Here is a 22293-nt window from a genome sequence, read left to right on the forward strand (position 1 = left end):
GGCTTAATGCGTCGAGTTGTGTCTTATGGCTTCTTAATGTCAGTCATAAATGTGAGCAATAATACTGAAATTACGGATATTTTTAATATCAACAGATTTTTTAGCTTGCGCCATGGGCTACCTTGAACAAAATGAAGCGTTATGCAGACAAATTTTGATGCACAACAAAAGCCGAATAGAAATTGCGAAGGATTATAACAGATGGTTTTTTTAAAGTATCCATATTAATACGCTTCCTTTTCACAACTCTGACGCTTTTTTACATGTTTTCGCTTTTCACTGGGCTTTTTGAATAATCCATTGAAAAATCTAAGGCATTCACATCTTTTGCAAGCGGTTGGTAAGCTTGGGTAAAACTAGGTGACATACGTTTCGCGCGTCCTGTTTCAATCTCTACGCAAGCCCACTTAGTTTGAGCAACAAATAAAATGCTATTGTCTTTGGGTCTATAAAACACATATTGGCGCGATGAATATAATGCGTTTATATCGTCAAACCATGTGCGTAAGATTATTTCATCCTCTTTAAATGCAGCTTTTCGGTACTGTACATGATGCTCAACCGCAACCATGGCATGTTTTAACTCGATATATTCTTTTAAGCCTAAACCCAATGCATCAATATGTGCTGTTGCGACATCCTGCATCCAATGCATATAAACCACATTATTCACATGGCCTAACTGGTCGATATGTTCTGCTTGTACCTGAAGTCTTAAGTCAAAAATACTACTCATAAACACTCTATTGAATCTAAATATCCCTATGAAGATGGCAGTGTACGCAAATAACAGACATCATCAAATTGCAAAAAATAAAAAACCACTCCGAAGAGTGGTTTTTTTCGCTTATTGGATGCGCATCCCTAAAATGGCTGGTGTGCCTTGTCGGATGATTCCAACGCGGGCAACCTGACCTTTTTTCAACTCAGACGCCGCTTGGACAAAATCATTGGTGTCTTTTACGACTTTATTATTAATGTGAGTGACCACATCACCAGCCGCCATACCTGACTGTGCTGCTGCACCGCCACGTTTCACTTCTTGAATTAACACACCACCTTTCACATTGAGCTGTGACAATTCAGCAGGTGCTAAATTTCGGATAGCAATACCTAACACAGGCCCTTTACTTTGTGTAACTACATCTGATTTTGCAGGTGTATCATCTGGTGCAGTGGTGAGTGTTGCTGATATATTCCGCTTTTTATCATCACGCAGTACTTCAAGCTGTACCGTTTGATTTGGCATGGTACGATTTAAATAGTTCAATAACTCAGAGGTACGCGAAATCGGCGTTCCATTGAATTTTAAAATAATATCGCCTGCTTTTAGCCCCGCTTTCTGTGCAGGTGAATTTGGCTGAACATTGGTAATCAGCGAACCTTCAGGTTTTGGCAAATTATAAGACTCTGCCAAATTTCGATCTAAATCTTGTAGATTGAAGCCTAAATAAGAGCGCGTAACTTTACCTGTTTTCTTAAGTTGGTCAGCAATATCCATTGCGACATCAATGGGAATCGAGAAAGACAGCCCCATATAACCGCCCGTACCACTGAAGATACGCGAGTTCACTCCAACCACTTCACCCTGCTGGTTAAATAACGGACCACCTGAGTTTCCTGGGTTGAGAGCCACATCGGTTTGAATGAAGGGTACCGATGTCTCCCCCATCATATTACGCATTTTCGCACTCACGATTCCCGCTGAAGCCGAGTAATCAAAACCAAAGGGCGAACCGATCGCAAGCACAGGTTCGCCTACACGTAGTTGATCAACATTGCCTGCGCGGAGTGATGGAAAATTCGTACCATTCACCTTAAGCAAGGCCACATCAGTTCGTTCATCACTACCTACCACAGTCGCATCCAGTTCACGACGGTCATTAAACATAATCGTGACTTTCGATGCATCTTCTACGACGTGGTGGTTTGTCAGTAAATACCCATCTTTACTAATAAAAAATGCGCTGCCATAAGCCGTTTTTTCTTGCGGCGCTTGCTGCTGCGGAATAATGACTTGATTACCAAAAAAACGCTTCAAAATCTCAGGTATTTGCTGCTGCAATAACTCTTCTTGAGTCATCTTTTTAACCACATTTACACTCACTACCGCAGGGCTGACTTGCTCAACCAAGTTTGAGAAATCAACAGGTGCTGCTTGTGTTTGCACCGTAGCCATTGTGCATGCAACAGCAAAAAAACCAGTTTGTATCGCGCGACTTTTCATATCAAGTATTGACCTATATGTTTGTTATCAATTTATGTATTAGCGTTTTTAGCATAATCTTTGTCTATCTTGGGTAATAATATGTTCTATTATGTTTGTATAAACAAGAGCTTAAAATTTGCTTAAAAAATACGTTCTTTATTTATATTTCCCATCAATTGTAGAGATTTTACCCTTGCCTTTTCGTGAAAAAAGCGCTGTCATTAGCGAACTTTTTCCAAATTAGCTGATGGACATGTCTAATTTAAACACAACACATCATTTTGATGTGATTATTGTGGGAAGTGGCGGTGCAGGCCTGAGCTTAGCCTTATCGTTGCCTCAACATTTCAATATTGCTGTTCTTGCAAAATCAAACCTGACCGATGCAAGTACCTTCTATGCACAAGGTGGCGTTGCCGCTGTTTTAGATGAAACGGATTCCATCGAACAGCACATTGATGACACCATGATTGCGGGCGCTCACTTGTGTGAGACCGAGGCCGTAAAGCAAACCGTTGAAGGCGGTAAACCTTCTGTTGATTTTCTACTGAAACACGGCGTGCAGTTTACCCTTGATGATCAAGAGCAATTGCATTTAACGCGTGAAGGTGGACATTCTCAACGCCGTATTATTCATGCCGCAGATGCTACAGGTCGTGCCATTTCAACTACCTTAGTGGAACGTGCGATTGAAAAAGACAACATCACCATTTTTGAGAATTACATCGCCATCGATTTAATTACCTCTCAAAAACTGGGCTTGGAAGAACAAAATCGTGCCTTAGGCCTGTATGCACTCGATGAAAAGACTGAAAAAGTACATACCTTTTTAGCCCCTTTTACCGCGCTGGCGTGTGGCGGTGCCATGAAAGCCTATCTGTATACCTCGAACCCAGACATTGCAACGGGCGATGGTATTGCCATGGCATTTCGTGCAGGTTGCCGCGTGGCCAATATGGAATTTAACCAATTTCACCCAACCTGTTTATACCACCCACAAGCGCGTTCTTTCCTCATTACTGAAGCAATGCGTGGTGAAGGTGCTTATTTACGTTTACCCGATGGCGAACGCTTTATGTTGCGCTTTGATGAACGCGCAGAACTTGCCCCACGTGACATTGTGGCGCGAGCTATTGACTATGAAATCAAACGCTTAGGAATTCGTCACGTATGGCTCGACATTAGCCATAAGCCCGAAAGTTTCATTAAAGAACATTTTCCGACCTTGTATGCACGCTTACTCGAACTCGGCATCGACATTACCAAGGAAATGATTCCTGTTGTTCCTGCTGCGCACTATACCTGTGGCGGTGTGGTAGTTGATGAACATAGTCAAACTGACATTACTGGTCTCTATGCAATTGGGGAAACCTCATATACTGGCTTGCATGGCGCCAACCGTATGGCCAGTAACTCACTGTTAGAGTGTTTTGTGTATGGCATGAGTGCAGCAGAGCACATCGAAAAAAGTTTTGATTCAAATTACCAATCCCCAACTGCTCCGTCTTGGGATGACTCACAAGTGATGAATCCTGATGAAGATGTGGTGATTTTGCAGAACTGGGATGAACTCCGTCAAACCATGTGGAACTACGTCGGCATTGTGCGTACTACGAAACGTCTTGAACGTGCGCTACACCGCATTGAAATGTTGAAGCGAGAAATTACCGAGTATTACCAAGATTACCAAGTCAGCAAAAATCTGATCGAACTGCGTAATTTGGTTTTAGTCTCTGAAATGATCGTGCGTTGTGCTATGGAGCGTAAAGAATCGCGCGGTCTACACTACACTTTAGATTACCCTGAACTGTCGAATGAACTGCGTAAAACCGTACTCACCCCTTTAAATTTTAAAGTTGAAACCCCTTTAGTGAATAACTAATTTAAAAAAAGCCTGATTCGTCAGGCTTTTTTATTCAGACATTTTTTAGGATTTGGGTGGAATAGAATAAGTTCCCACCACATGTGCAATGGGTTCATCCTTACCCACTGAATACAACCACACATCCCCAACCACCAATGCTTTGCCAACTTTCATTAACTTACATTCACCGCGGATATTTGTAGATGCTGCGGGTTTACTTAGAAAGTTGACCGATAAATTGGTGGTCACGGTTAAACCGACCAACCCAATTTCCCCTAAAATAGCGATATACAATGCATAGTCTGCAAGAGTCATCATGGTTGGGCCTGAAACCGTTCCACCCGGTCGCAAATCGCGCTCATCTACCTGATACACGACTGTTGCTGCGCGCTCAGTGACAGATTCGATATGACATTTTTCTAAACTTTGCGGAAATTCCTTTTCTAAAAAAGCAACAATTTCAGTTAAATTACTTTTCATTTTCCTGCTACTTACAGTCCTTTATGCCTGACTATAAAAGAAAAACTCATTTCACTACAGTCCTGAAATAATCATTCGGCAATCTTTTTTAGGTCAAATGTTGTAATGCTTGTTCAAAAACCTGTTCAGGTGACTGAGTTGCATCTAAACGTTTGACCCGTTCAGGGTACTGCTCCCAGAGCTCTTGATAACCTGCTCGCACTTTTTCAAAAAAAGTAATTTTTTCTTGTTCAAAGCGGTCTAAAGCACCACGCTCACGGGCGCGCGACATGCCTGTTTCGATCGGCGCATCAAGCCAAAACGTAATATTCGGCATATAACTCACGAAGTGATCATTTAGCAGTTGTAGCTTTGACCGACTTAGACCGCGACCTGCACATTGGTAAGCAAAGCTCGCATCGGTAAAACGGTCACATAGCACTGTTTTATGTTCAGTCAATGCAGGCACGATCACTTGTTGTAAGTGCTGTGCCCGAGCTGCATACATCAGTAGTAACTCTGTATCATTTGCCATCGGCTCTTCATGATTGACTGACAATAACAAGGCACGGATTTGCTCTGCCATCGCAGTACCACCCGGTTCACGGGTTAAAACAACTTGCTGACCTTGTTGCTCTAGATGCTCATAAATTTTGCGAATCAGTGTGGTTTTACCGACACCTTCTGTGCCCTCAAAACTAATAAACATCTATTCATCCTTCTTGGTTTTTAAAACGCTGAGATATTCTTTTACAGCTTGGTTGTGCTGCTCTAAAGTCTCACTAAATGTGTGCCCACCATTGCCCGTTGCAACAAAGTAGATGTTTTTACTGTTATCTGGGTGCATGGTAGCTTCAATGGCTTTTTTACTTGGTAAAGCAATTGGCGTAGGAGGTAAACCATTGATGGTATAAGTATTATAGGCCGTTGGAGTACGCAAGTCTTGGCGGGTAATATTGCCTGTATATTTATCGCCCATGCCATAAATCACGGTCGGATCCGTTTGCAAACGCATGCCGAGTTGAAGACGACGCGCAAACACACCTGAAACTTGCTCCAGTTCGCGGTCAACATTGGTTTCTTTTTCAATGATAGAGGCCATGATCAGGGCTTCATATTTGTCTTTATACGGCAAATTTGCCGCACGGTTTGCCCACGCTTCATCTAAAGCTTTCATTTGGCGTTTGTATAAATCCGTTAAGATTTTTTTGTCTGACTCCCCTTTGGCGAAGAAGTAAGTATCGGGGGCAAAAAGTCCTTCAGCATGCGTATACGGAATATCTAATGCTTTTAAAAGCTGATCCATGGGTAAATTGGAGACTTCCTTTTTAACCAATGCATCCTTTTTCAACGCCTCGATCAGCTGTTTAAAGGTCGTCCCCTCAATCACCAATATACGGTTCATCTCGGCATTATCGACATTGGAAATCATATCCAAAACTTGGCGAATGCTCATACCTTCACGCACTTCGTAAACACCGGCTTTCAACGTGTCATGAATAAATATTTTTTGGTAAAGCTTTAAAATAATAGGAAAACTAGCCATGTCTTCTTTGGCTAAGCGGTCAATAAAACCGGAATAGGTATCGCCAGAGTTAATTGCCAATAACTGTTTTTTACCCTCGACAGGATAAGATTTAAACAAACTCGACCACAGTACAATCATCAATAAAACAATGATGCTCACAGCAATCAATAACAACCCTTTCACTTTGCGTTGGGGTGGTTGCGTTTTCTTTTTCGATTTGGTTTTGGCTGCGGACATACTACTGCATCTGATTAAGTTGAAGACGATGGAACAAATCTATACACGGCTGAACATCTAAATACTGATGATTCAGACTTTTGGCTATTTTCATAGGACTCAAGGCATTGCAGAAAAATAAACTTTGAAAGCGTGGAATTTCTTCCATATCAATCATTCTCAGCTCACAGCTCATTCCTTGTTGCTGCATCCGTGCCAATATTTCGGCACGCATGACACCATGTACGCCATTATAACGAAGTTCAGGACTAATCCATCGATCATTTAGCAGAATGAAACAATTACTGCTCACACCTTCAACGACAGAACCTTGCACATCTGTGACCAACGCTTCCAACCAACCGTGTTGTTCTGCTTCATGCTTGAGTAAGACTTGCTCTAAACGGTTTAAGCTTTTCACACCCACCATTTGCGGCATATTCAACCCAATCGCATGTTGCAGTACCCCTGAATCAATTTCGCTGTATGTCAAAGCCTCTGATGCTTGCGGATAGAAAAACACCCAAACGTCAGCAGGATGTGTGGGCAAACTATAACCACGCTGCCCTTCACCCCGACTAATAATAATTTTCAGAGTGCCATTTAAGTGTGCATGGGTTTGTTTTAATTGCACGATGCTGTGCTGAATAAAGGCTAAATCTGCTGACAACAGCAGTCTTTCACAGGCCAATTTCAAGCGTGCTATGTGTAGAGGCTCTAGCTCAATCACACCCTCACGGATACGCGCTGTACTAAAACAACCATCTCCATAGTGAAATGCACGATCTAATAACTCTATTTGTTTGATTTCTTGTGCATTTTTATAGCAATGCATGCCAATCTACCCTGAAACAATTTTCTGCTTTAGTTTAATGAATTCTAAGCCGAACTCTTTTTCTTTTTTATTCATATAAAGTTCATTTTTTATTATTTTTTTAGCAATAAGACTAGCAGTATTCTTGCCTCATGTTTAAAAACGTTTAAAATTTGAGGTCTCACATGAGCTTATCTAAGTTAAAAATTGGGGTACTAGCAGCGCTAGTTTCAGTCACATCTTTTGGTGTTGCAGCAAAAGATTTCCTTAACGTGTCGTATGATCCAACACGCGAACTGTATGAAGATGTCAACAAACAGTTTGGCGCTTATTGGAAACAACGCACAGGACAAGACATTAACTTCAAACAGTCTCACGGCGGCTCAGGTAAACAAGCCCGTTCGGTCATTGATGGTTTAGGTGCAGATGTTGTGACACTTGCTCTTGCAGCAGATATCGATGTAATTGCTGAAAAAGCAAAGCTTTTACCGACCAACTGGCAAAAGAAACTACCTAATAACTCGACACCATATACTTCAACTATCGTATTCCTCGTCCGTAAAGGTAACCCTCAAGGCATTAAAGACTGGGGCGACCTCGTTAAGCCAGGTGTTGGCATTATTACACCAAATCCAAAAACCTCAGGTGGTGCACGCTGGAACTACTTAGCAGCTTGGGCTTGGGCAAAGCATCAACCTGCGGGTAACGATGCAAAAGCACAAGAATTCGTGCGTAAAATTTATAAAAACACCAAAGTACTGGATTCAGGGGCACGTGGCGCAACTACAACCTTTGCTGAACGCGGTATCGGTGATGTTCTCTTAGCATGGGAAAACGAAGCACATTTAGCGATTCGTGAACAACCAGGTAAGTTTGAAATCGTGACGCCTTCGTTATCTATTTTGGCAGAACCACCCGTTACCATTGTTGAAAAGAATGCGGAAAAAGATGGCAATCTGAATCTGGCGAAAGCATATCTCAACTATTTGTATTCACCTGCTGGACAGGAAATTGCGGCGAAAAACTTCTATCGCCCACGTAATGCAAGCGTCTTGAAAAAATATGCAACCACATTCAAACCGTTGAAGTTGGTGACCATTGATAAAGAATTTGGCGGTTGGACTAAGGTACAAAAACAGCACTTTGAAAATGGTGGTGTATTTGACCAAATTGTGAAAGCCAATACGACGAAATAAAACCGAGTTCAGTAAATAGCTGTAAGGGAGCATCGACATGATTCATACTGTAATTGTACCGGGCGTGGGTGGAAGTGAACATGACCACTGGCAATCGTGGTTACAACGTCAGCTCAAGTCATGCTCTCGTGTACAGCAGCAGGATTGGAATAAACCCGTACTCCATGAGTGGATTGAGCAATTTATCAAAACGGTTCAAGCCATTCAGGAACCGATTCAAATTGTGGCACATAGCTTTGGTTGTTTAACTACAGTCGCGGCTTTAGCACAGTATCCTGAACTAAATCAAAACATTAAAAATTTAGTTCTGGTTGCACCGGCCAACCCTGCTCGCTTTGGTGATGCTGGTTTTGCTCGTGATAGCCAAAATGACTATCAACAGTATTTCCACCAACTCAAGCTACAAGTTCCTACCCAAATGATCATCAGTGAAAATGATCCTTGGCTCAATTTTCAAGATGCGCTGCAACTGGCAAAAGCATGGAAAATTAGGCCTAAGAACTTGGGCCAAGTCGGACATATTAATGTTGCGTCAGGTTTTGGGCCATTCCCTGAAATTTATGATTTTTTGATTTCAGAAAATGTGCTAAAAAACATTAGTTTTTACAATGAAAGCAAGTATTTATTTAAATTTGCAATTTAAACGCTGCAAATGATACTTGTGCCGAAATTCAGTTTTATTTGAGCTGACTCTTTTTAGGTCAGCTTTCTCTCTTTGAGGAGTAATCATGTCGCAGCGATCCCGAGTGCTGCCAGGATTTGGTCTTTCTCTAGGCTTTACCCTAGCATATTTGTCATTAATCGTTCTTATTCCATTGTCCGCTGTTTTCATTAAATCTTTAGGCATTGGTTGGGATGGGTTATGGGAAATTTTAAGTTCAGAACGTATTTTAAAATCTTTGCAGCTCAGTTTTAGTACAGCCCTGATCGCCGCGTTTATTAATGTGGTTTTTGGTCTCCTTCTAGCGTGGTGTTTGGTTCGTTATCGTTTTCCGGGTAAACGCATTGTAGATGCCTTGGTCGACTTGCCGTTTGCCTTACCCACCGCGGTTGCAGGTATTGCACTCACCTCGCTTTATGCGCCTACAGGTTGGATCGGTCAGTATCTTGAGCCTTTAGGGATTCAAGTGGCCTACACCCCAATTGGTATTACCTTGGCACTAATTTTTATTGGTATTCCTTTTGTGGTACGGACTGTGCAACCTGTTCTCAGTGACTTGGAAACAGAGTTAGAAGAAGCTGCATCAGCATTAGGTGCCAACCGTTTACAGATTGTGACCAAAGTGATTTTGCCGATTTTATTTCCAGCACTCATCACAGGTTTTGCACTTGCCTTTGCTCGTGGCGTCGGTGAATATGGTTCAGTGATCTTTATTGCTGGGAACCAACCGTTTAAAACAGAAATTGCACCACTCATGATTATTTCGCGCTTAGAAGAATATGACTATGCAGGTGCAACCACGATTGCTGTCGTCATGTTGGTGTTGTCTTTTGCCATTTTATTCCTGATTAACTTGTTACAAGCATGGGCAAGCCGTCGTACAGGGAGAACAGCACGATGAATATCAACAGTAATGCGCTGGCTGAAAAGCTACAATCGCGTGATGCAACACGTGAACCAACTTGGGTTCGCTACACACTAATTACGATTGCCCTACTGTTCTTTTTGAGCTGTTTGATCTTACCGCTGATTTTGGTGTTCGTTGAGGCCTTTAAACAAGGAGTCGGCGTCTATGCACAAGCCTTGGTTCATCCAGACACGCTCTCCGCAGTCAAACTCACTTTATTAACCGCGGTGATTGCAGTCCCACTGAATGTCGTATTTGGTGTTGCAGCCGCTTGGTGTGTGGCCAAATTTAACTTCCGTGGCAAATCCATCTTAACCACGATTATTGATATGCCATTTTCAGTATCCCCTGTTATCGCGGGTTTAATGCTGGTACTGATTTTTGGTACGCAAGGCTGGTTTGGTAGTTGGCTTATGGATAATGACATCAAAATTCTGTATGCCGTTCCTGCCATTGTATTAGCAACGATCTTTATCACCGTTCCTTTTGTTGCACGTGAACTTATTCCGCTCATGGAAGCTCAAGGTACGGAAGAAGAAGAAGCTGCTATTGTGCTGGGTGCATCAGGCTGGCAAACCTTCTGGAAAGTAACCCTACCCAACATCAAATGGGGTTTAATTTACGGCGTCATTCTGTGTAATGCACGTGCTATGGGTGAGTTTGGTGCGGTATCGGTCGTTTCAGGTCATATTCGTGGTGAAACCAATACTTTACCTTTACATGTCGAGATTCTCTATAACGAATATACCTTCAGTGCGGCTTTTGCTGTGTCTTCACTCTTGGCGCTTTTAGCGATTGTGACTCTTGTTTTAAAAACATGGGTTGAGATTCGCCAAGAAAAGCAAAACAAACATAATGATTCAACAGTTTAAAGGAATGACCTCATGAGTATTCAAGTTAAAAATATTGAAAAACACTTTGGTGCATTCCATGCGCTGAATAACATTTCTCTCGATTTTCCTGATGGTCAATTGGTTGCATTACTCGGCCCATCAGGCTGTGGTAAAACCACCCTGCTTCGTATTATTGCAGGGCTTGAATCCGCAGATGGCGGCCAAGTCATCTTGGAAGGTGAAGATGCAACCAATGTACACGTACGTGAACGTGAAGTTGGTTTTGTATTTCAGCACTATGCCTTGTTTCGCCATATGACCGTATTTGACAATATTGCTTTTGGTCTCCGCGTTCGCCCACGTGCAACACGCCCATCTGAAGCTGAAATTAAAAAACGTGTCACGCGTTTGCTGGACTTAGTCCAATTGGGCTTCTTGGCAGATCGTTACCCAGCACAACTCTCAGGCGGCCAGCGTCAACGTATTGCACTGGCACGTGCTTTAGCAGTTGAACCACGCGTACTGTTACTGGATGAACCTTTTGGTGCTTTGGATGCAAAAGTACGTAAAGAGCTCCGTCGTTGGTTACGTACTTTGCATGATGAACTTCATATCACCTCAATCTTTGTAACGCATGACCAAGAAGAAGCTTTGGAAGTCGCAGATCAAATCATTGTGATGAATAAAGGGAACGTCGAGCAAATTGGTTCTCCCCGCGAAGTGTATGAAAAGCCAGCAACGCCGTTTGTGTTCGACTTCTTAGGTCAAGCAAACCGTTTTGAAGGTCAAAATAACGCAGGGACGATCCAAATTGGTGAAGACCGTATTCAATTAGACTCTTTACGCAATGCACCTTCGGGTGACGTGATTGCTTTTGCTCGTCCAGATGAATTAAGGATCCATGCACAGCCGCAAGACAATGCCATCCAAGCAACGTTCGTTCGAGAATTATGGATCGCGGGCAAAGTGGTTGCAGAACTCCATGATCGTCAAGGCAAACTGATTGAAATTTCACTGACTTCTGAAGAAGCAAAATTACACCAATTTAGACCGAATCAAACGGTATGGTTAAGCCCATCAAACTTGCATTTATTTGCAAAACCTGCGGCTTAAGACCAATTGAATGGGGCATGTTGAATGCCTCATTCATCATAAAAGAGATCCAAAACTATGAACTTTCAACAACTCAGAATTATTCGAGAAACGGTGAGACAAAACTTCAACCTCACCGAAGCCTCTGCTGCACTATATACCTCTCAGTCAGGCGTCAGTAAGCACATCAAAGACCTAGAAGATGAATTAGGCGTACAGCTTTTTATTCGTAAAGGGAAACGCTTACTGGGTTTAACTGAACCAGGTCAAGCACTACTGGGCATTGTTGAACGCATGTTGGTCGACGCAGACAATATTAAACGTCTTGCAGATGATTTTAACCGTGTCGATGAAGGCACTTTGACGATTGCGACTACACATACGCAAGCGCGTTATGTGCTACCGCCGATTGTCAATCAATTCAAAAAAGAGTTTCCAAAAGTTCATCTTATTTTGCAACAAGCCAGCCCTGTTGAAATTACCGAAATGCTTTTACAAGGTGAAGCTGATATTGGTATTGCAACTGAGTCACTCACCACTGAGGACAATCTGGCTAGTGTACCGTTCTATAATTGGCAACACAGCATTATTACCCCTCAAAACCACCCACTGGCAAGCAAACAAAATATTAGTATTACAGACTTGGCGGAATATCCACTGATTACCTATCACGGCGGTTTCACAGGCCGTTCAAAAATTGACAAAGCTTTTGAAGATGCAGGTGTGGATGTCGACATCGTAATGTCTGCTTTAGATGCCGATGTGATTAAAACCTATGTTGAACTGAATATGGGCGTTGGTATTGTCAATAATGTGGCTTATGACGTTGAACGTGACTATCGTTTAAAACAAATTCCAACTGATATTTTTGGGCTAAACACCACATGGATTGCGGTTCGCAAAGGACATTTACTACGTGGCTATGGCTATGAGTTTATTTCTTTATGTGCACCAAATGCCGATATTAAAGCTTTAAAACGTATAGCCTATCCCGAAGAATAAAACAGTAATACATAAGAGAGCCTAGGCTCTCTTTTTTGATCTTTAGTAAAACTCTTGCTGATTCTATACACCTAGAAATAATCAAAATAATGATTTTAATTCATAAGAAAAGTGAATAAAATATAATCAAAAATAAAAAACGTAATTTGATTTTAAACACGATTCTATAATTTAGATCAAGGACGCAACATGAAATTTCACATTTTTGTCGGATTGCTGTATGTCCTGCCGCTAAGTTATGCCTCTGCCGCAGCTTTAGAACGTAGCGCTCAATCGGTACATGCATTATTTGAAAAAGGTAATTATGCGGAAGTTGCTTTGCTACACGTGGATACCAATATTTCAGGTCAGGTCCAGCATCAACAAAATATTGCGGAATTAGGCGTTCAAGATTTTTCAACAGGCAATTTAGTCAATCATCAACAATTCATCCAAGCTGCATTAAAATTACAACCACATCCACAAATTTCTGTGGCGTTATTATTTGACCAACCTTATTTTGCTGATGTGGATTATCACTATAGTCCTATTCTTTCAGGTGAACCCTTACCTATAGAAAACGCAGATATTAAGTTTGACTCAAGAAATATTACAGCGCTCATTGGCTATCAACCCACACAACATTGGAACCTCTTTACAGGTCTGAGTTACCAGTCATTTTCAGGTGATCTGAAAATTGGTACACAAGTTGACTATACCTTTTTTGATTATCACGCGCATTTTCCCAAAGACCATGCGTGGGGTTGGTTAGCAGGTGTAAGCTACCAAATTCCTGAATATGCATTTAATACAGCAATTACCTATCGCGCTAAAATCAAACACAGGACCAATGCAAGCGAAAGTTTTTGGGGATTTCCTTTAGAGATTGCACCACAACAAGCAACGGAAATTCAGACCCCAGAATCGGTGAATTTAGATTTTCACACAGGTTTACCTGCGCAAAATTTTCTGTATGGATCATTGCGATGGGTCAATTGGCAAGATTTTAAAATTCAGCCCACTCAATTTGCTGCAATTCTGCAATCTGAAGGACTAGGTAATCAGTTCAACCTGATTGATTACCAAAAGAATCAATGGTCGACCCGTTTGGGAGTTGCCCATCAATGGTCATCCAAATGGATCACTGCGGTGGAAGGATTGTGGGATTCTGGTGCGGGTAATCCTGCCTCAAGCTTAAACCCTGTAGACGGCTATGTTGGTGTGGGTAAGGGCGCGGTTTATCACTTTAACCCTAAAACGTTTATGATTGCGGGTCTGCATTATTTGTACTTTACCAAACCAGAAAAGACACAACCACAGTCGTTAATCACGCAAATCTCAAGTTTTTCTTCACTCGAACAACGTGATGCTTGGGTTTATCATTTGAAATTGGCACACCGCTTTTAAGACACAAAAAACGAGCCGAAGCTCGTTTTTTGAGGTTTAGCTAAAGCTAATGGATATTACCAGTGGTAACTTACACCTAGTTTCGCTACTGGCAACCATTTATATTTATCTTTTTCTGAAATATCATTTTCTTGAGTACTCAGAGCTGCACCAAGAGTACGGCCATCACTTCCGATCAACCCAGGATTACTAGAATTTAGATTTACGTCTGGATTACCAGTGTAATAAGCACCGACTTCACCAAACACTCCCCAGTTTTCATTGATTTTTGGCGCCAAACCTAAACCGACATAAGGAGCAAATTGGTTATCGTAACTTAATTTACCATCAATGTTAACACCGTTTGCACCACCATTGAAGCGGCTACCGTCTACTTCTACCGATGCATTTGTACCCACGCGCTTAGTTAAATCATACTGATTATCAACGTAGCCCACACCTGCTGCAACGTACATCCCCTGTGCCCAACGGTTAGTACTTTCACCCCATGGACGAATCTCAGCATTTAAATAAGCCAATTTGTTATCCATATCCATGTCATATTTAGTGCCATTAATAGACAAATCATCTGACCATGAAATGTCACCACCGTTGTAACCTAACGCTAAACCTACATATGGGTTAGCTGTCCACAACAAAGCACCACCATAACCTGTTGTACCGACTTCAGCACGAACACCAGTAGGAATGAGTTTATTTTGGTCAAAAGCATAACCATCTTTTACGACTGCATCATCAGCAAAAGCTGTACCTGCGACCGCCGACATTGCTGCTGCGATTGCAACTAAACGTAATGATTTCATGTTTTTTCTCCTCCAAGCAAAGATATTTTTACATCAATTACCATTTTTTGATGAAGTCATCTTAGAACAGTCTTGGACTGTTTTTTATTCAAGATTTGGGCTATTTTTGTTATTTTTTGATACATTTTAGGTTTTATTGTTGTTGTAAATCGCAATTCTTTACTTAACGCCTCTACTCAAACAGCTCTAAAAGTCTTATTTCCAATCATTCATTATTATTTCCGATCCTATGCTGTTTTTTCATCTATTCTCTGCACAATTTAGTGTAAAATCAGGAAAATTTTTTTTCTGGAAGGAAGATCATGTCTCAGCTTTCAACAATTATTGAACAAGCGTTTGAAGACCGTGCGAATTTTACAGCAGCGGACTGTCCTGCTGAAGTTCGTGCAGCAGTTGAAGAAGTCATTGCTGGTTTAGATAACGGGACATTACGTGTTGCTGAAAAAATTGATGGTGAGTGGGTTGTTCATCAATGGGTGAAAAAAGCTGTGCTTTTATCATTCAAACTAAATGACAACAAACCAATTGAGTCATGTGACCTTCAATTCTACGACAAAGTAGATACTAAATTTACAGGTTGGACTGAAGAACAGTTTAAAGCGGCTGGCGTACGTGTTGTTCCTCCTGCGGTTGCCCGTAAAGGTTCTTTCCAAGCGAAAAACGTGGTGTTAATGCCTTCTTATGTGAACATTGGTGCATATGTTGACGAAGGCACCATGGTTGACACATGGGCGACTGTTGGTTCATGTGCTCAAATTGGTAAAAATGTTCACCTATCTGGTGGTGTAGGTATTGGTGGTGTTCTTGAGCCACTTCAAGCGAACCCAACGATTATTGAAGACAACTGCTTCATCGGTGCACGTTCTGAAATCGTAGAAGGCGTGATCGTAGAAGAAGGTTCTGTAATTTCTATGGGCGTGTTCATTGGTCAATCGACTAAGATTTTTGACCGTGCAACTGGCGAAATTCACTACGGCCGTGTACCAGCAGGTTCTGTTGTAGTTGCAGGTAGCTTACCTTCTAAATGTGGTACTTATAGTCTGTATGCTGCAATCATCGTGAAAAAAGTAGATGCACAAACACGTTCTAAAACGAGCTTGAACGATTTACTACGCGACGAATAATTTTTCGTTGTCGTTCGGAACTAAAGTTCCTCATCTCTACGGTTAAGACTAGCCGTAGAGATTTTTGTTTTTCTAACCTGTGGTTTAATTTTGCTATGAATACGCTTCGATCTTCTGCTATCCCTGTTTCTGATCCTTCTGCGGGTCTACGTATCACGGAGATCTTTTATTCTTTGCAAGGAGAAGCCAACACCTCAGGACTGCCAACAGTTTTTATTCGTTTAACCGGTTGTCCACTACGTTGTACCTACTGCGATACGACCTACTCGTTTGAAGGTGGCGAACGCCAATCTTTAGATCAGATTATTCAAACCACGCTTGATTTTAAAACCCCTTATGTCTGCGTGACAGGTGGTGAACCTCTTGCACAGCCCAATGCCTTGCCTTTAATGCAACGTCTTGCTGACCTCGGCTGTGAAGTCTCTTTGGAAACCAGTGGCGCTTTAGATGTGTCTAAGGTTGACCTACGTGTTTCAAAAGTATTAGATTTGAAAACCCCAACTTCAGGCGAAGTTGCACGAAATTTGCTTTCGAATCTCGACCATTTAACCCAGCACGACCAAATCAAATTTGTAATTTGTAACCGTGAGGATTATGAGTGGTCAAAACAGCAAGTTGAAGACTATAAACTGAATGAAAAAGTCAGCACAGTATGGTTCTCTCCTGCTTTTGCCGTTGAGAAAGGTGCTGCTCGTTTACCTCAACTTGCACGTGACTTAGCGCAATGGATATTAGAAGACCATCTCCCTGTTTGCTTCCAACTCCAACTCCACAAGTTGCTTTGGAATGACGAAACTGGTCGTTAATACATTGCCTATTCATCTTTAATTTATATTTGGAGAAATTTGTATGCGTCCTCGTGCCATAGTTTTGTTATCTGGCGGTTTAGACTCAACAACTTGTTTAGCATGGGCGCAAGCACAGTATGACTGTACAGCGCTCAGCTTTATGTATGGTCAACGCTCAACCACTGAACTCGATGCTGCACGCGAACTGACAAAAAAAGCAGGCGTAGAACATCGTGTCATTAATATCGACTTAGGTAATTTGGGCGGTTCTGCGTTAACAGACCATAGCATTGATGTTCCAGATCATGAACAAGTCGGTATTCCTGTAACTTATGTTCCAGCACGTAACACGATTTTCTTATCTTATGCCCTAGCAGCAGCAGAAGTTTTAGATGCCGAAGCCATTGTGATTGGTATTAATGCTGTTGATTATTCAGGGTATCCTGACTGTCGTCCTGAATTTATTGAGGCATTTGCCAACATGGCTCGCCTTGCAACCAAGGTTGGCGTTGAAGGAAAACCTCTTAAATTTGAAACACCTCTGTTACATTTATCCAAAGCAAATATTATTCGCTTAGGTATAGAACATGGCGTAGACTATAGTCAAACGGTGTCTTGCTACCAAGCAGATGACCAAGGACGTGCTTGTGGGAAATGCGACAGCTGCCGTCTTCGTAAAGAAGGTTTTGCAGATGCTGGCGTAACAGACCCAACGCGTTATATACCGTAACGACAAGGTACAGTTTATGAAAAATTTAAAATCAAACATTTTGCTTTCTACATTGGTGTCTGCAGCTGCATTGTTCGCTACAGCTTCAAATGCTGCTGAATCGAACAAATTACAAGAAGCGTATAAAAGCAGCAATGTAAAATCGGCATTAATTAATGTTTGTAAAGAAGAAACTGCAAAAAGCAAAAAGCTTAGCGCAGCAGAAGTAAGCAAATACTGTACTTGTGCAGTTGAAGCTGATGGTAAGTTGACCAATGCACAAAAATGGGAAATCCAAAGTGCGATCAACCAAAAGAAAAGCCCATCTACTTTAGCTTTTGTACAAAAGCAAAATAAAGACTTGCAAACATGTTTCGGTCCACAGTTAACAGGTAAATTAAAATCTTTAACTGAAGAAGCAATGAAAGCTGCTCCGAAAAAATAATTCACTGTCTTGTCCTGAAATAGATTGACAGTATTCCACTTCAAACCGAGTTAAGCAATTAGCTCGGTTTTAGTTTGCTCATACATCTGATTCGGGGTGTTCATATTTAAACTTAAATGTGGTCTATAGCAATTATAAATCATGATAGATTCCGTAATTAAGTGATCTAACTCCTTCATGGTTTGACATCGTGTAGTTAAAAACTCCTGCTTTAATATTCCATTAATCCGCTCTGCTAATGCATTTTGATATGAGAAACACTGTTTCGCAAGGTATCCATCTGTCATGGAAGGACATATCCCATAATGGTGCAATGCCGATTGATATAGCTCAGAGCAATACTGAGAGCCTCTGTCTGAATGATGAATCATCCTAGTCGCTCGATCCGTCACATGCTGCATCGCCATATGTAGAGCCTGCATAACATTCTCCGCACGCATATCATTCGATAACTTATAACCTTTAATCTGACGGGTATAAGCATCTGTCACCAATGATAAATAATGTACGCCTTCAGCACTCTCAACATAAGTAATATCACTAACAAAGACTTCGTTGGCTTGCACTGCTGAATAATCCTTTAATAAATTTGGATGCTTCTTCATCCAATGCTTGCTATCCGTAGTTTTTGTATAGCGACGCTTGGGGCGAATCAATAAATTATGCTCTTTCAATATTTTAAATAACTGATCCCGTCCACACTTTAAACCACGCTGCAACAATTTGCCTTTAATAAGCCAATACAACTTACGTGTTCCGATACTTGGCATGAGACAACGATATTCCATAACCAACTCAAGTATTTGTTCAGTTGCTTGTGCAGTCATTTGAGCACGTTTTTCTGCTTGATAATAAGCTTGTCGGGTGATTCCCAACCACTGACAATAACGTGAAACGCTTAGTCCTCTTTGGCTTTGCCAATCTTTGAAACGTGCTCGGTATACTTTTTTCCAAGATCAGTCCCACATTCTTTATCAATGTGATAAATCACATCCTGAATAAATTCAGTTTTAAGCTTTTCTGCGGCTAACTGCTTTTCTAATTGGCGGATTCGTTGTTGGGGTGTTAATTGGCGTTTAGAAGAAGGCGGCATATTCGAAGTCCAGTCCTGTTGTCCGTGCTTGCGTAACCATACCAGCACAGTTGATCTTCCTTGAATACCATATTTTGCCTGAGCTTGTTTATAAGTAATTTGCCCTTTTTCTACTTCATGTACAACCATCATTTTAAAGGCAAAGCTATAATCACCTTGTGTACGTTTAACTCTTTGTTCTCGTTCATGTTCCATAAAATAAGCCTCTTAAAGGTGTAAACTTATTTCAGGACGGGACACACTGAATGTGAATGAAGCCTGCTCTATGCAGGCTTTTTTATATGTTCAAAATAGATAGAACCTGAAAATATGCTCACCGAATGGAATACACGCGCCCAAAATCGCAAATTTGTTGCGTCATATAGTGGTGGAAAAGACAGCAGCCTTGCTTTATACCAAGCTATGCAAATGGGTGAACCTGTTGCATTAATTGTCATGTTAGAAGAGCAAGGTCTGAAATCACGCTCACATGGGATGTCTCTCGATATTATTCATGCGCAGGCAAAAGCAATTGGACTTCCCATCTACAGTGCCTCTGCAACGTGGCAAGACTATGAAAACCAGTTCATTCAACTGTTACGAAAAGCTCAAGCTCTTGGAGCAGAAACCTTAGTCACAGGCGATATTGATTTAATGGCACATGCTGAATGGAATCAATCTGTGTGTGATAAAAGTAAGCTCAGTTTATGTATGCCACTATGGCAATGTCCACGTTTAGACATTGTGCATGAGTTTATTCGACTTGGATTTCAAAGCATCATCGTTACTGTCAACTTAAACTTAGGCATGAAAGTTGAAGACTTAGGTCAAGTACTTAGCCTTGAATATGTCGATGAACTTGTTGCAAGAGGCATTGATCCATGCGGCGAAGCGGGTGAATTCCACACCACGGTGATTGATGGCCCAATTTTCAAACATCCACTTTCGGTCGTTAAAGGTGATATTCTGTATCACGAAAATTATGCCTTTTTACCACTTGAATTAGAACAATGCGACATTTAAGGATAGAACATGACTGATACCATCCAACTTCCAAATCAGAACTTTCCAGCCACAACGGGTGAAGTGAACTTAACTGAAGTGCCGACTGAGTGGCTGATTGTGTATTTTTACCCGAAAGATTCAACGCCTGGTTGCACAACTCAAGCCGTTGGTTTTTCATGTTTAAAAGATCAGTTCGATGCCCTACAAACCACAATCATTGGTGTTTCACGTGACTCGGTTAAAGCGCACCAGAATTTTACAGAAAAGCAGGCTTTAACCATTAATTTAATTAGCGACAAAGAAGAAGTGCTGTGTAAACACTTTGATGTGATTAAAGAAAAAAATATGTATGGTAAAAAAGTGATGGGTATTGAGCGCTCAACTTTTATTTTCCATAACGGTAAGCTGGTTAAAGAGTATCGTAAGGTAAAAGCTGCGGGACATGCTGAACAAGTTTTAGAAGACTTAAAAGCATTACAAGCTTAATGTACATAAGCCCGCAGATGCGGGCTTTGTTTTTTTGTGATTTTTTAATTTATAGTTTTTTATTGCACACGCTTTTCATTTCGCAAGCAGTGAAATGGCGATTCCCCACATCACCAGAGCAATGATCGCATCTAGCACATTCCACGCTTTCGGATTTGCAAAAATAGGGATAAGCACACGAGCCCCATAGCCCAAAGCAAAGAAAAACAACCAAGACGCACACACTGCTCCTAGAGCAAAGTACGCAGGTTGCTCAAACTGTGTTGAAATTGAACCCAGTAAAATAACCGTATCTAAATACACATGCGGATTAAGCCAAGTCAGCGCCAAACACAGCAAAACAATATTCACTAGTTGATGCTTTTCAATGGGACTTGCCTCCAAGCCCTGCTGTGATTTGAATGCCCGCAGTGCATGTTGGAATCCATAACAAAACAGGAAAAGTGCCCCTGCCCATTTGGCAAACTGAATAATTTCAGGATAGTGCTGAAGCACTTTTGAAAAACCCGAAACGCCTAAGACAATTAGAATAGAATCCGACAATGCACAGACAAAACATACCCAAAAAACAAACTGCTTTTTAAGCCCCTGTTTTAGCACAAATGCATTTTGAGCCCCAATAGCAATAATAAGGCTCATCCCAACTGCAAGCCCTTGTACATATGTACTTAACATTTTGACTTTTCAACTTAATTGATGATGTCAGGATTATCTTTCATTTTTAGTTAAATTAAGTATTATTTAGAAAATATCAATATAACTAAAATATTTTTAGTTTAAAGTGAGTCCCGATATGCTGAATCATAAACAATGCGACGCATTTTTAGCTGTAGCAGAAACAGGAAGTTTTGACCTTGCTGCTGAACAGCTATGCATTACTGCTTCAGCCGTCACTTTACGCGTACAAAGCCTAGAAAAAAGTTTGGGGCATTTATTAATTGTGCGCGAAAGACCTTGCCGCCCGACACAAGCAGGTCAATCGCTGCTACATTATTTGCAACATAGCCGACTGTTAGAGCAAAGTTTCATTCAGAACCTCACTGGTCATATGAACACCTCTGCTTTTTATCAAATCAACATTGCAACCAATGCCGACTCCTTAGCGACATGGTTGTTGCCCTTGCTACAGTCAACATTAATTGAACAAAAGATCGTGGTGCATTTTCAGGTTGATGACCAATCACAAACCCATCACTTACTTGAAGCCGGTTTGGTGAATGCCTGCGTGACAGATGAATCACAAGCCATGAAAGGCTGTGTAGCCGAATACATTGGCGATATGAACTATCGTTTTGTCGCCACCCCAACTTTTGCACAGCAATGGTTTAAACAAGGCGTTAACCGGGTGTCTCTACGTGCAGCTCCTGCACTGATCTTTAACGCAAAAGATCAACTCCACACCGCGTATATCCAACAAAAGTTTGGCCTCAATCCAACTCAATATCCACATCACTTTATTCCGTCTTCCAGTGCATTTTTTGATGCGGTTACGATGGGACTCGGTTACGGTTGGTTACCCTATTACCAAGCCAAACCGCGTTTGGCGGATGGCTCATTGGTTGAGGTGGATCCTCAACTCAATATCGATTTGCCTTTGTATTGGCATCATTGGAAACAGCAGTCGGTGCAGTTAAATCTGCTAACAGATCTCTTGATTGAACAGGCTCACGCAGCGATGAATTAATAAAGCCCTG

Annotated in this window: 24 protein-coding genes and 1 pseudogene; 15 read left to right on the forward strand and 10 right to left on the reverse strand. The window is 41.4% G+C overall.

The annotated features are described in order from the left end of the window. Positions 1–48 precede the first annotated feature (48 nt). The 3 genes and pseudogenes from F986_RS18765 to F986_RS07850 form a co-directional block, all read right to left on the reverse strand. Positions 49–114 (reverse strand): annotated as a pseudogene (locus F986_RS18765) (hypothetical protein); the annotation flags it as partial. A 145-nt stretch (positions 115–259) separates the two neighbouring features. After that, complete coding sequence (locus tag F986_RS07845; RefSeq protein WP_004693800.1) at positions 260–736, reverse strand: acyl-CoA thioesterase; 477 nt, start codon at positions 734–736, stop codon at positions 260–262. A 111-nt stretch (positions 737–847) separates the two neighbouring features. Then, complete coding sequence (locus F986_RS07850; protein WP_004693802.1) at positions 848–2227, reverse strand: Do family serine endopeptidase; 1380 nt, start codon at positions 2225–2227, stop codon at positions 848–850. A gap of 229 nt (positions 2228–2456) precedes the next feature. Between F986_RS07850 and nadB the strand changes: the two genes are divergently transcribed. Beyond that, on the forward strand, positions 2457–4091 hold the full coding sequence (nadB, locus tag F986_RS07855; RefSeq protein WP_017397087.1) for an L-aspartate oxidase: 1635 nt from the start codon (positions 2457–2459) through the stop codon (positions 4089–4091). 45 nt (positions 4092–4136) lie between these two features. On the opposite strand, the gene F986_RS07860 is transcribed toward nadB, so the two are convergent. The 4 genes from F986_RS07860 to pabC all read right to left on the reverse strand — a co-directional run bounded on the left by F986_RS07860 (position 4137) and on the right by pabC (position 7111). Next, complete coding sequence (locus F986_RS07860) at positions 4137–4553, reverse strand: PaaI family thioesterase (RefSeq protein WP_004693806.1); 417 nt, start codon at positions 4551–4553, stop codon at positions 4137–4139. Positions 4554–4641: 88 nt separating this feature from the next. Then, positions 4642–5241, reverse strand: a complete 600-nt coding sequence (gene tmk / locus F986_RS07865; protein ID WP_004693808.1) for a dTMP kinase — start codon at positions 5239–5241, stop codon at positions 4642–4644. Further along, complete coding sequence (gene mltG / locus F986_RS07870) at positions 5242–6297, reverse strand: endolytic transglycosylase MltG (RefSeq protein ID WP_004693810.1); 1056 nt, start codon at positions 6295–6297, stop codon at positions 5242–5244. 1 nt (position 6298) lies between these two features. Beyond that, complete coding sequence (pabC, locus tag F986_RS07875) at positions 6299–7111, reverse strand: aminodeoxychorismate lyase (protein WP_004693811.1); 813 nt, start codon at positions 7109–7111, stop codon at positions 6299–6301. Between the two features lie 164 nt (positions 7112–7275). Between pabC and F986_RS07880 the strand changes: the two genes are divergently transcribed. From F986_RS07880 to F986_RS07910, 7 genes are all read left to right on the forward strand, one after another. Then, positions 7276–8286 carry a sulfate ABC transporter substrate-binding protein gene (locus F986_RS07880; RefSeq protein ID WP_004693812.1) on the forward strand — a complete coding sequence of 337 codons (1011 nt, stop codon included), beginning with the start codon at positions 7276–7278 and terminating at the stop codon, positions 8284–8286. 37 nt (positions 8287–8323) lie between these two features. Continuing rightward, entirely contained in the window at positions 8324–8929 is a 606-nt protein-coding gene (locus F986_RS07885) for an RBBP9/YdeN family alpha/beta hydrolase (protein ID WP_004693814.1), read from the forward strand. A gap of 85 nt (positions 8930–9014) precedes the next feature. Next, positions 9015–9848: a sulfate ABC transporter permease subunit CysT gene (gene cysT, locus F986_RS07890; RefSeq protein WP_004693816.1), complete on the forward strand. Its 834-nt coding sequence runs from the start codon at positions 9015–9017 to the stop codon at positions 9846–9848. Further along, complete coding sequence (cysW, locus tag F986_RS07895) at positions 9845–10726, forward strand: sulfate ABC transporter permease subunit CysW (RefSeq protein WP_004693818.1); 882 nt, start codon at positions 9845–9847, stop codon at positions 10724–10726. The genes cysT and cysW overlap by 4 nt, the downstream gene beginning before the upstream one ends. 12 nt (positions 10727–10738) lie before the next feature. Continuing rightward, complete coding sequence (locus F986_RS07900) at positions 10739–11800, forward strand: sulfate/molybdate ABC transporter ATP-binding protein (protein WP_004693820.1); 1062 nt, start codon at positions 10739–10741, stop codon at positions 11798–11800. A gap of 57 nt (positions 11801–11857) precedes the next feature. Continuing rightward, the gene (locus F986_RS07905; protein ID WP_004693821.1) at positions 11858–12781 is read left to right on the forward strand and encodes a CysB family HTH-type transcriptional regulator; all 924 of its coding nucleotides are present in this window, start codon (positions 11858–11860) and stop codon (positions 12779–12781) included. A gap of 189 nt (positions 12782–12970) precedes the next feature. Continuing rightward, positions 12971–14167 (forward strand): outer membrane protein transport protein, encoded by a 1197-nt coding sequence (locus F986_RS07910; RefSeq protein ID WP_004693823.1) that lies wholly within the window; start codon positions 12971–12973, stop codon positions 14165–14167. Between the two features lie 56 nt (positions 14168–14223). Here F986_RS07910 and carO read toward each other — a convergent pair whose 3' ends face one another. Continuing rightward, on the reverse strand, positions 14224–14970 hold the full coding sequence (carO, locus tag F986_RS07915) for an ornithine uptake porin CarO type 2 (protein ID WP_004693825.1): 747 nt from the start codon (positions 14968–14970) through the stop codon (positions 14224–14226). 302 nt (positions 14971–15272) lie between these two features. On the opposite strand from carO, the gene dapD reads away from it, so the two are divergent. The 4 genes from dapD (at position 15273) to F986_RS07935 (ending at position 18036) form a co-directional block, all read left to right on the forward strand. Further along, the gene (gene dapD / locus F986_RS07920) at positions 15273–16094 is read left to right on the forward strand and encodes a 2,3,4,5-tetrahydropyridine-2,6-dicarboxylate N-succinyltransferase (protein ID WP_004693827.1); all 822 of its coding nucleotides are present in this window, start codon (positions 15273–15275) and stop codon (positions 16092–16094) included. 95 nt (positions 16095–16189) lie between these two features. Further along, complete coding sequence (gene queE, locus F986_RS07925; RefSeq protein WP_004693829.1) at positions 16190–16900, forward strand: 7-carboxy-7-deazaguanine synthase QueE; 711 nt, start codon at positions 16190–16192, stop codon at positions 16898–16900. 43 nt (positions 16901–16943) lie between these two features. Then, a complete protein-coding gene (gene queC / locus F986_RS07930) occupies positions 16944–17612 on the forward strand; it encodes a 7-cyano-7-deazaguanine synthase QueC (protein WP_004693831.1) in 669 nt (222 codons plus the stop codon). Positions 17613–17628: 16 nt separating this feature from the next. Beyond that, the gene (locus F986_RS07935; protein ID WP_004693833.1) at positions 17629–18036 is read left to right on the forward strand and encodes a hypothetical protein; all 408 of its coding nucleotides are present in this window, start codon (positions 17629–17631) and stop codon (positions 18034–18036) included. A gap of 50 nt (positions 18037–18086) precedes the next feature. Here F986_RS07935 and F986_RS17840 read toward each other — a convergent pair. Beyond that, positions 18087–19324, reverse strand: a protein-coding gene (locus F986_RS17840) for an IS3 family transposase (RefSeq protein ID WP_115613872.1) whose coding sequence is annotated in 2 segments (ribosomal slippage) — positions 18087–18988 and positions 18988–19324 — 1239 coding nt in all. Because the reading frame shifts where the segments join, the coding sequence is not laid out codon by codon here. A 114-nt stretch (positions 19325–19438) separates the two neighbouring features. On the opposite strand from F986_RS17840, the gene F986_RS07950 reads away from it, so the two are divergent. Both F986_RS07950 and F986_RS07955 read left to right on the forward strand, forming a co-directional pair. Then, entirely contained in the window at positions 19439–20131 is a 693-nt protein-coding gene (locus F986_RS07950) for a Dph6-related ATP pyrophosphatase (protein WP_004693835.1), read from the forward strand. Positions 20132–20140: 9 nt separating this feature from the next. After that, positions 20141–20599, forward strand: coding sequence for a peroxiredoxin (locus F986_RS07955; protein ID WP_004693838.1), 459 nt, complete (start codon positions 20141–20143; stop codon positions 20597–20599). 75 nt (positions 20600–20674) lie between these two features. Here F986_RS07955 and F986_RS07960 read toward each other — a convergent pair whose 3' ends face one another. Continuing rightward, positions 20675–21274, reverse strand: a complete 600-nt coding sequence (locus tag F986_RS07960; RefSeq protein ID WP_004693840.1) for a LysE/ArgO family amino acid transporter — start codon at positions 21272–21274, stop codon at positions 20675–20677. A gap of 118 nt (positions 21275–21392) precedes the next feature. Here F986_RS07960 and F986_RS07965 point away from each other — a divergent pair, with 118 nt between their 5' ends. Beyond that, positions 21393–22283 (forward strand): LysR family transcriptional regulator ArgP, encoded by an 891-nt coding sequence (locus F986_RS07965; RefSeq protein ID WP_004693842.1) that lies wholly within the window; start codon positions 21393–21395, stop codon positions 22281–22283. Positions 22284–22293 lie beyond the last annotated feature (10 nt).

Origin of the sequence: Acinetobacter johnsonii CIP 64.6 (assembly GCF_000368045.1) — a bacterium.
Taxonomy (GTDB): Bacteria; Pseudomonadota; Gammaproteobacteria; order Pseudomonadales; family Moraxellaceae; genus Acinetobacter; species Acinetobacter johnsonii.

Coding starts and splice junctions, on each gene's coding strand:
- F986_RS07845 (WP_004693800.1), bottom strand. CDS start 736: ATGAGTAGTATTTTTGACTTAAGACTTCAGGTACAAGCAGAACATATC.
- F986_RS07850 (WP_004693802.1), bottom strand. CDS start 2,227: ATGAAAAGTCGCGCGATACAAACTGGTTTTTTTGCTGTTGCATGCACA.
- nadB (WP_017397087.1), top strand. CDS start 2,457: ATGGACATGTCTAATTTAAACACAACACATCATTTTGATGTGATTATT.
- F986_RS07860 (WP_004693806.1), bottom strand. CDS start 4,553: ATGAAAAGTAATTTAACTGAAATTGTTGCTTTTTTAGAAAAGGAATTT.
- tmk (WP_004693808.1), bottom strand. CDS start 5,241: ATGTTTATTAGTTTTGAGGGCACAGAAGGTGTCGGTAAAACCACACTG.
- mltG (WP_004693810.1), bottom strand. CDS start 6,297: ATGTCCGCAGCCAAAACCAAATCGAAAAAGAAAACGCAACCACCCCAA.
- pabC (WP_004693811.1), bottom strand. CDS start 7,111: ATGCATTGCTATAAAAATGCACAAGAAATCAAACAAATAGAGTTATTA.
- F986_RS07880 (WP_004693812.1), top strand. CDS start 7,276: ATGAGCTTATCTAAGTTAAAAATTGGGGTACTAGCAGCGCTAGTTTCA.
- F986_RS07885 (WP_004693814.1), top strand. CDS start 8,324: ATGATTCATACTGTAATTGTACCGGGCGTGGGTGGAAGTGAACATGAC.
- cysT (WP_004693816.1), top strand. CDS start 9,015: ATGTCGCAGCGATCCCGAGTGCTGCCAGGATTTGGTCTTTCTCTAGGC.
- cysW (WP_004693818.1), top strand. CDS start 9,845: ATGAATATCAACAGTAATGCGCTGGCTGAAAAGCTACAATCGCGTGAT.
- F986_RS07900 (WP_004693820.1), top strand. CDS start 10,739: ATGAGTATTCAAGTTAAAAATATTGAAAAACACTTTGGTGCATTCCAT.
- F986_RS07905 (WP_004693821.1), top strand. CDS start 11,858: ATGAACTTTCAACAACTCAGAATTATTCGAGAAACGGTGAGACAAAAC.
- F986_RS07910 (WP_004693823.1), top strand. CDS start 12,971: ATGAAATTTCACATTTTTGTCGGATTGCTGTATGTCCTGCCGCTAAGT.
- carO (WP_004693825.1), bottom strand. CDS start 14,970: ATGAAATCATTACGTTTAGTTGCAATCGCAGCAGCAATGTCGGCGGTC.
- dapD (WP_004693827.1), top strand. CDS start 15,273: ATGTCTCAGCTTTCAACAATTATTGAACAAGCGTTTGAAGACCGTGCG.
- queE (WP_004693829.1), top strand. CDS start 16,190: ATGAATACGCTTCGATCTTCTGCTATCCCTGTTTCTGATCCTTCTGCG.
- queC (WP_004693831.1), top strand. CDS start 16,944: ATGCGTCCTCGTGCCATAGTTTTGTTATCTGGCGGTTTAGACTCAACA.
- F986_RS07935 (WP_004693833.1), top strand. CDS start 17,629: ATGAAAAATTTAAAATCAAACATTTTGCTTTCTACATTGGTGTCTGCA.
- F986_RS07950 (WP_004693835.1), top strand. CDS start 19,439: ATGCTCACCGAATGGAATACACGCGCCCAAAATCGCAAATTTGTTGCG.
- F986_RS07955 (WP_004693838.1), top strand. CDS start 20,141: ATGACTGATACCATCCAACTTCCAAATCAGAACTTTCCAGCCACAACG.
- F986_RS07960 (WP_004693840.1), bottom strand. CDS start 21,274: ATGTTAAGTACATATGTACAAGGGCTTGCAGTTGGGATGAGCCTTATT.
- F986_RS07965 (WP_004693842.1), top strand. CDS start 21,393: ATGCTGAATCATAAACAATGCGACGCATTTTTAGCTGTAGCAGAAACA.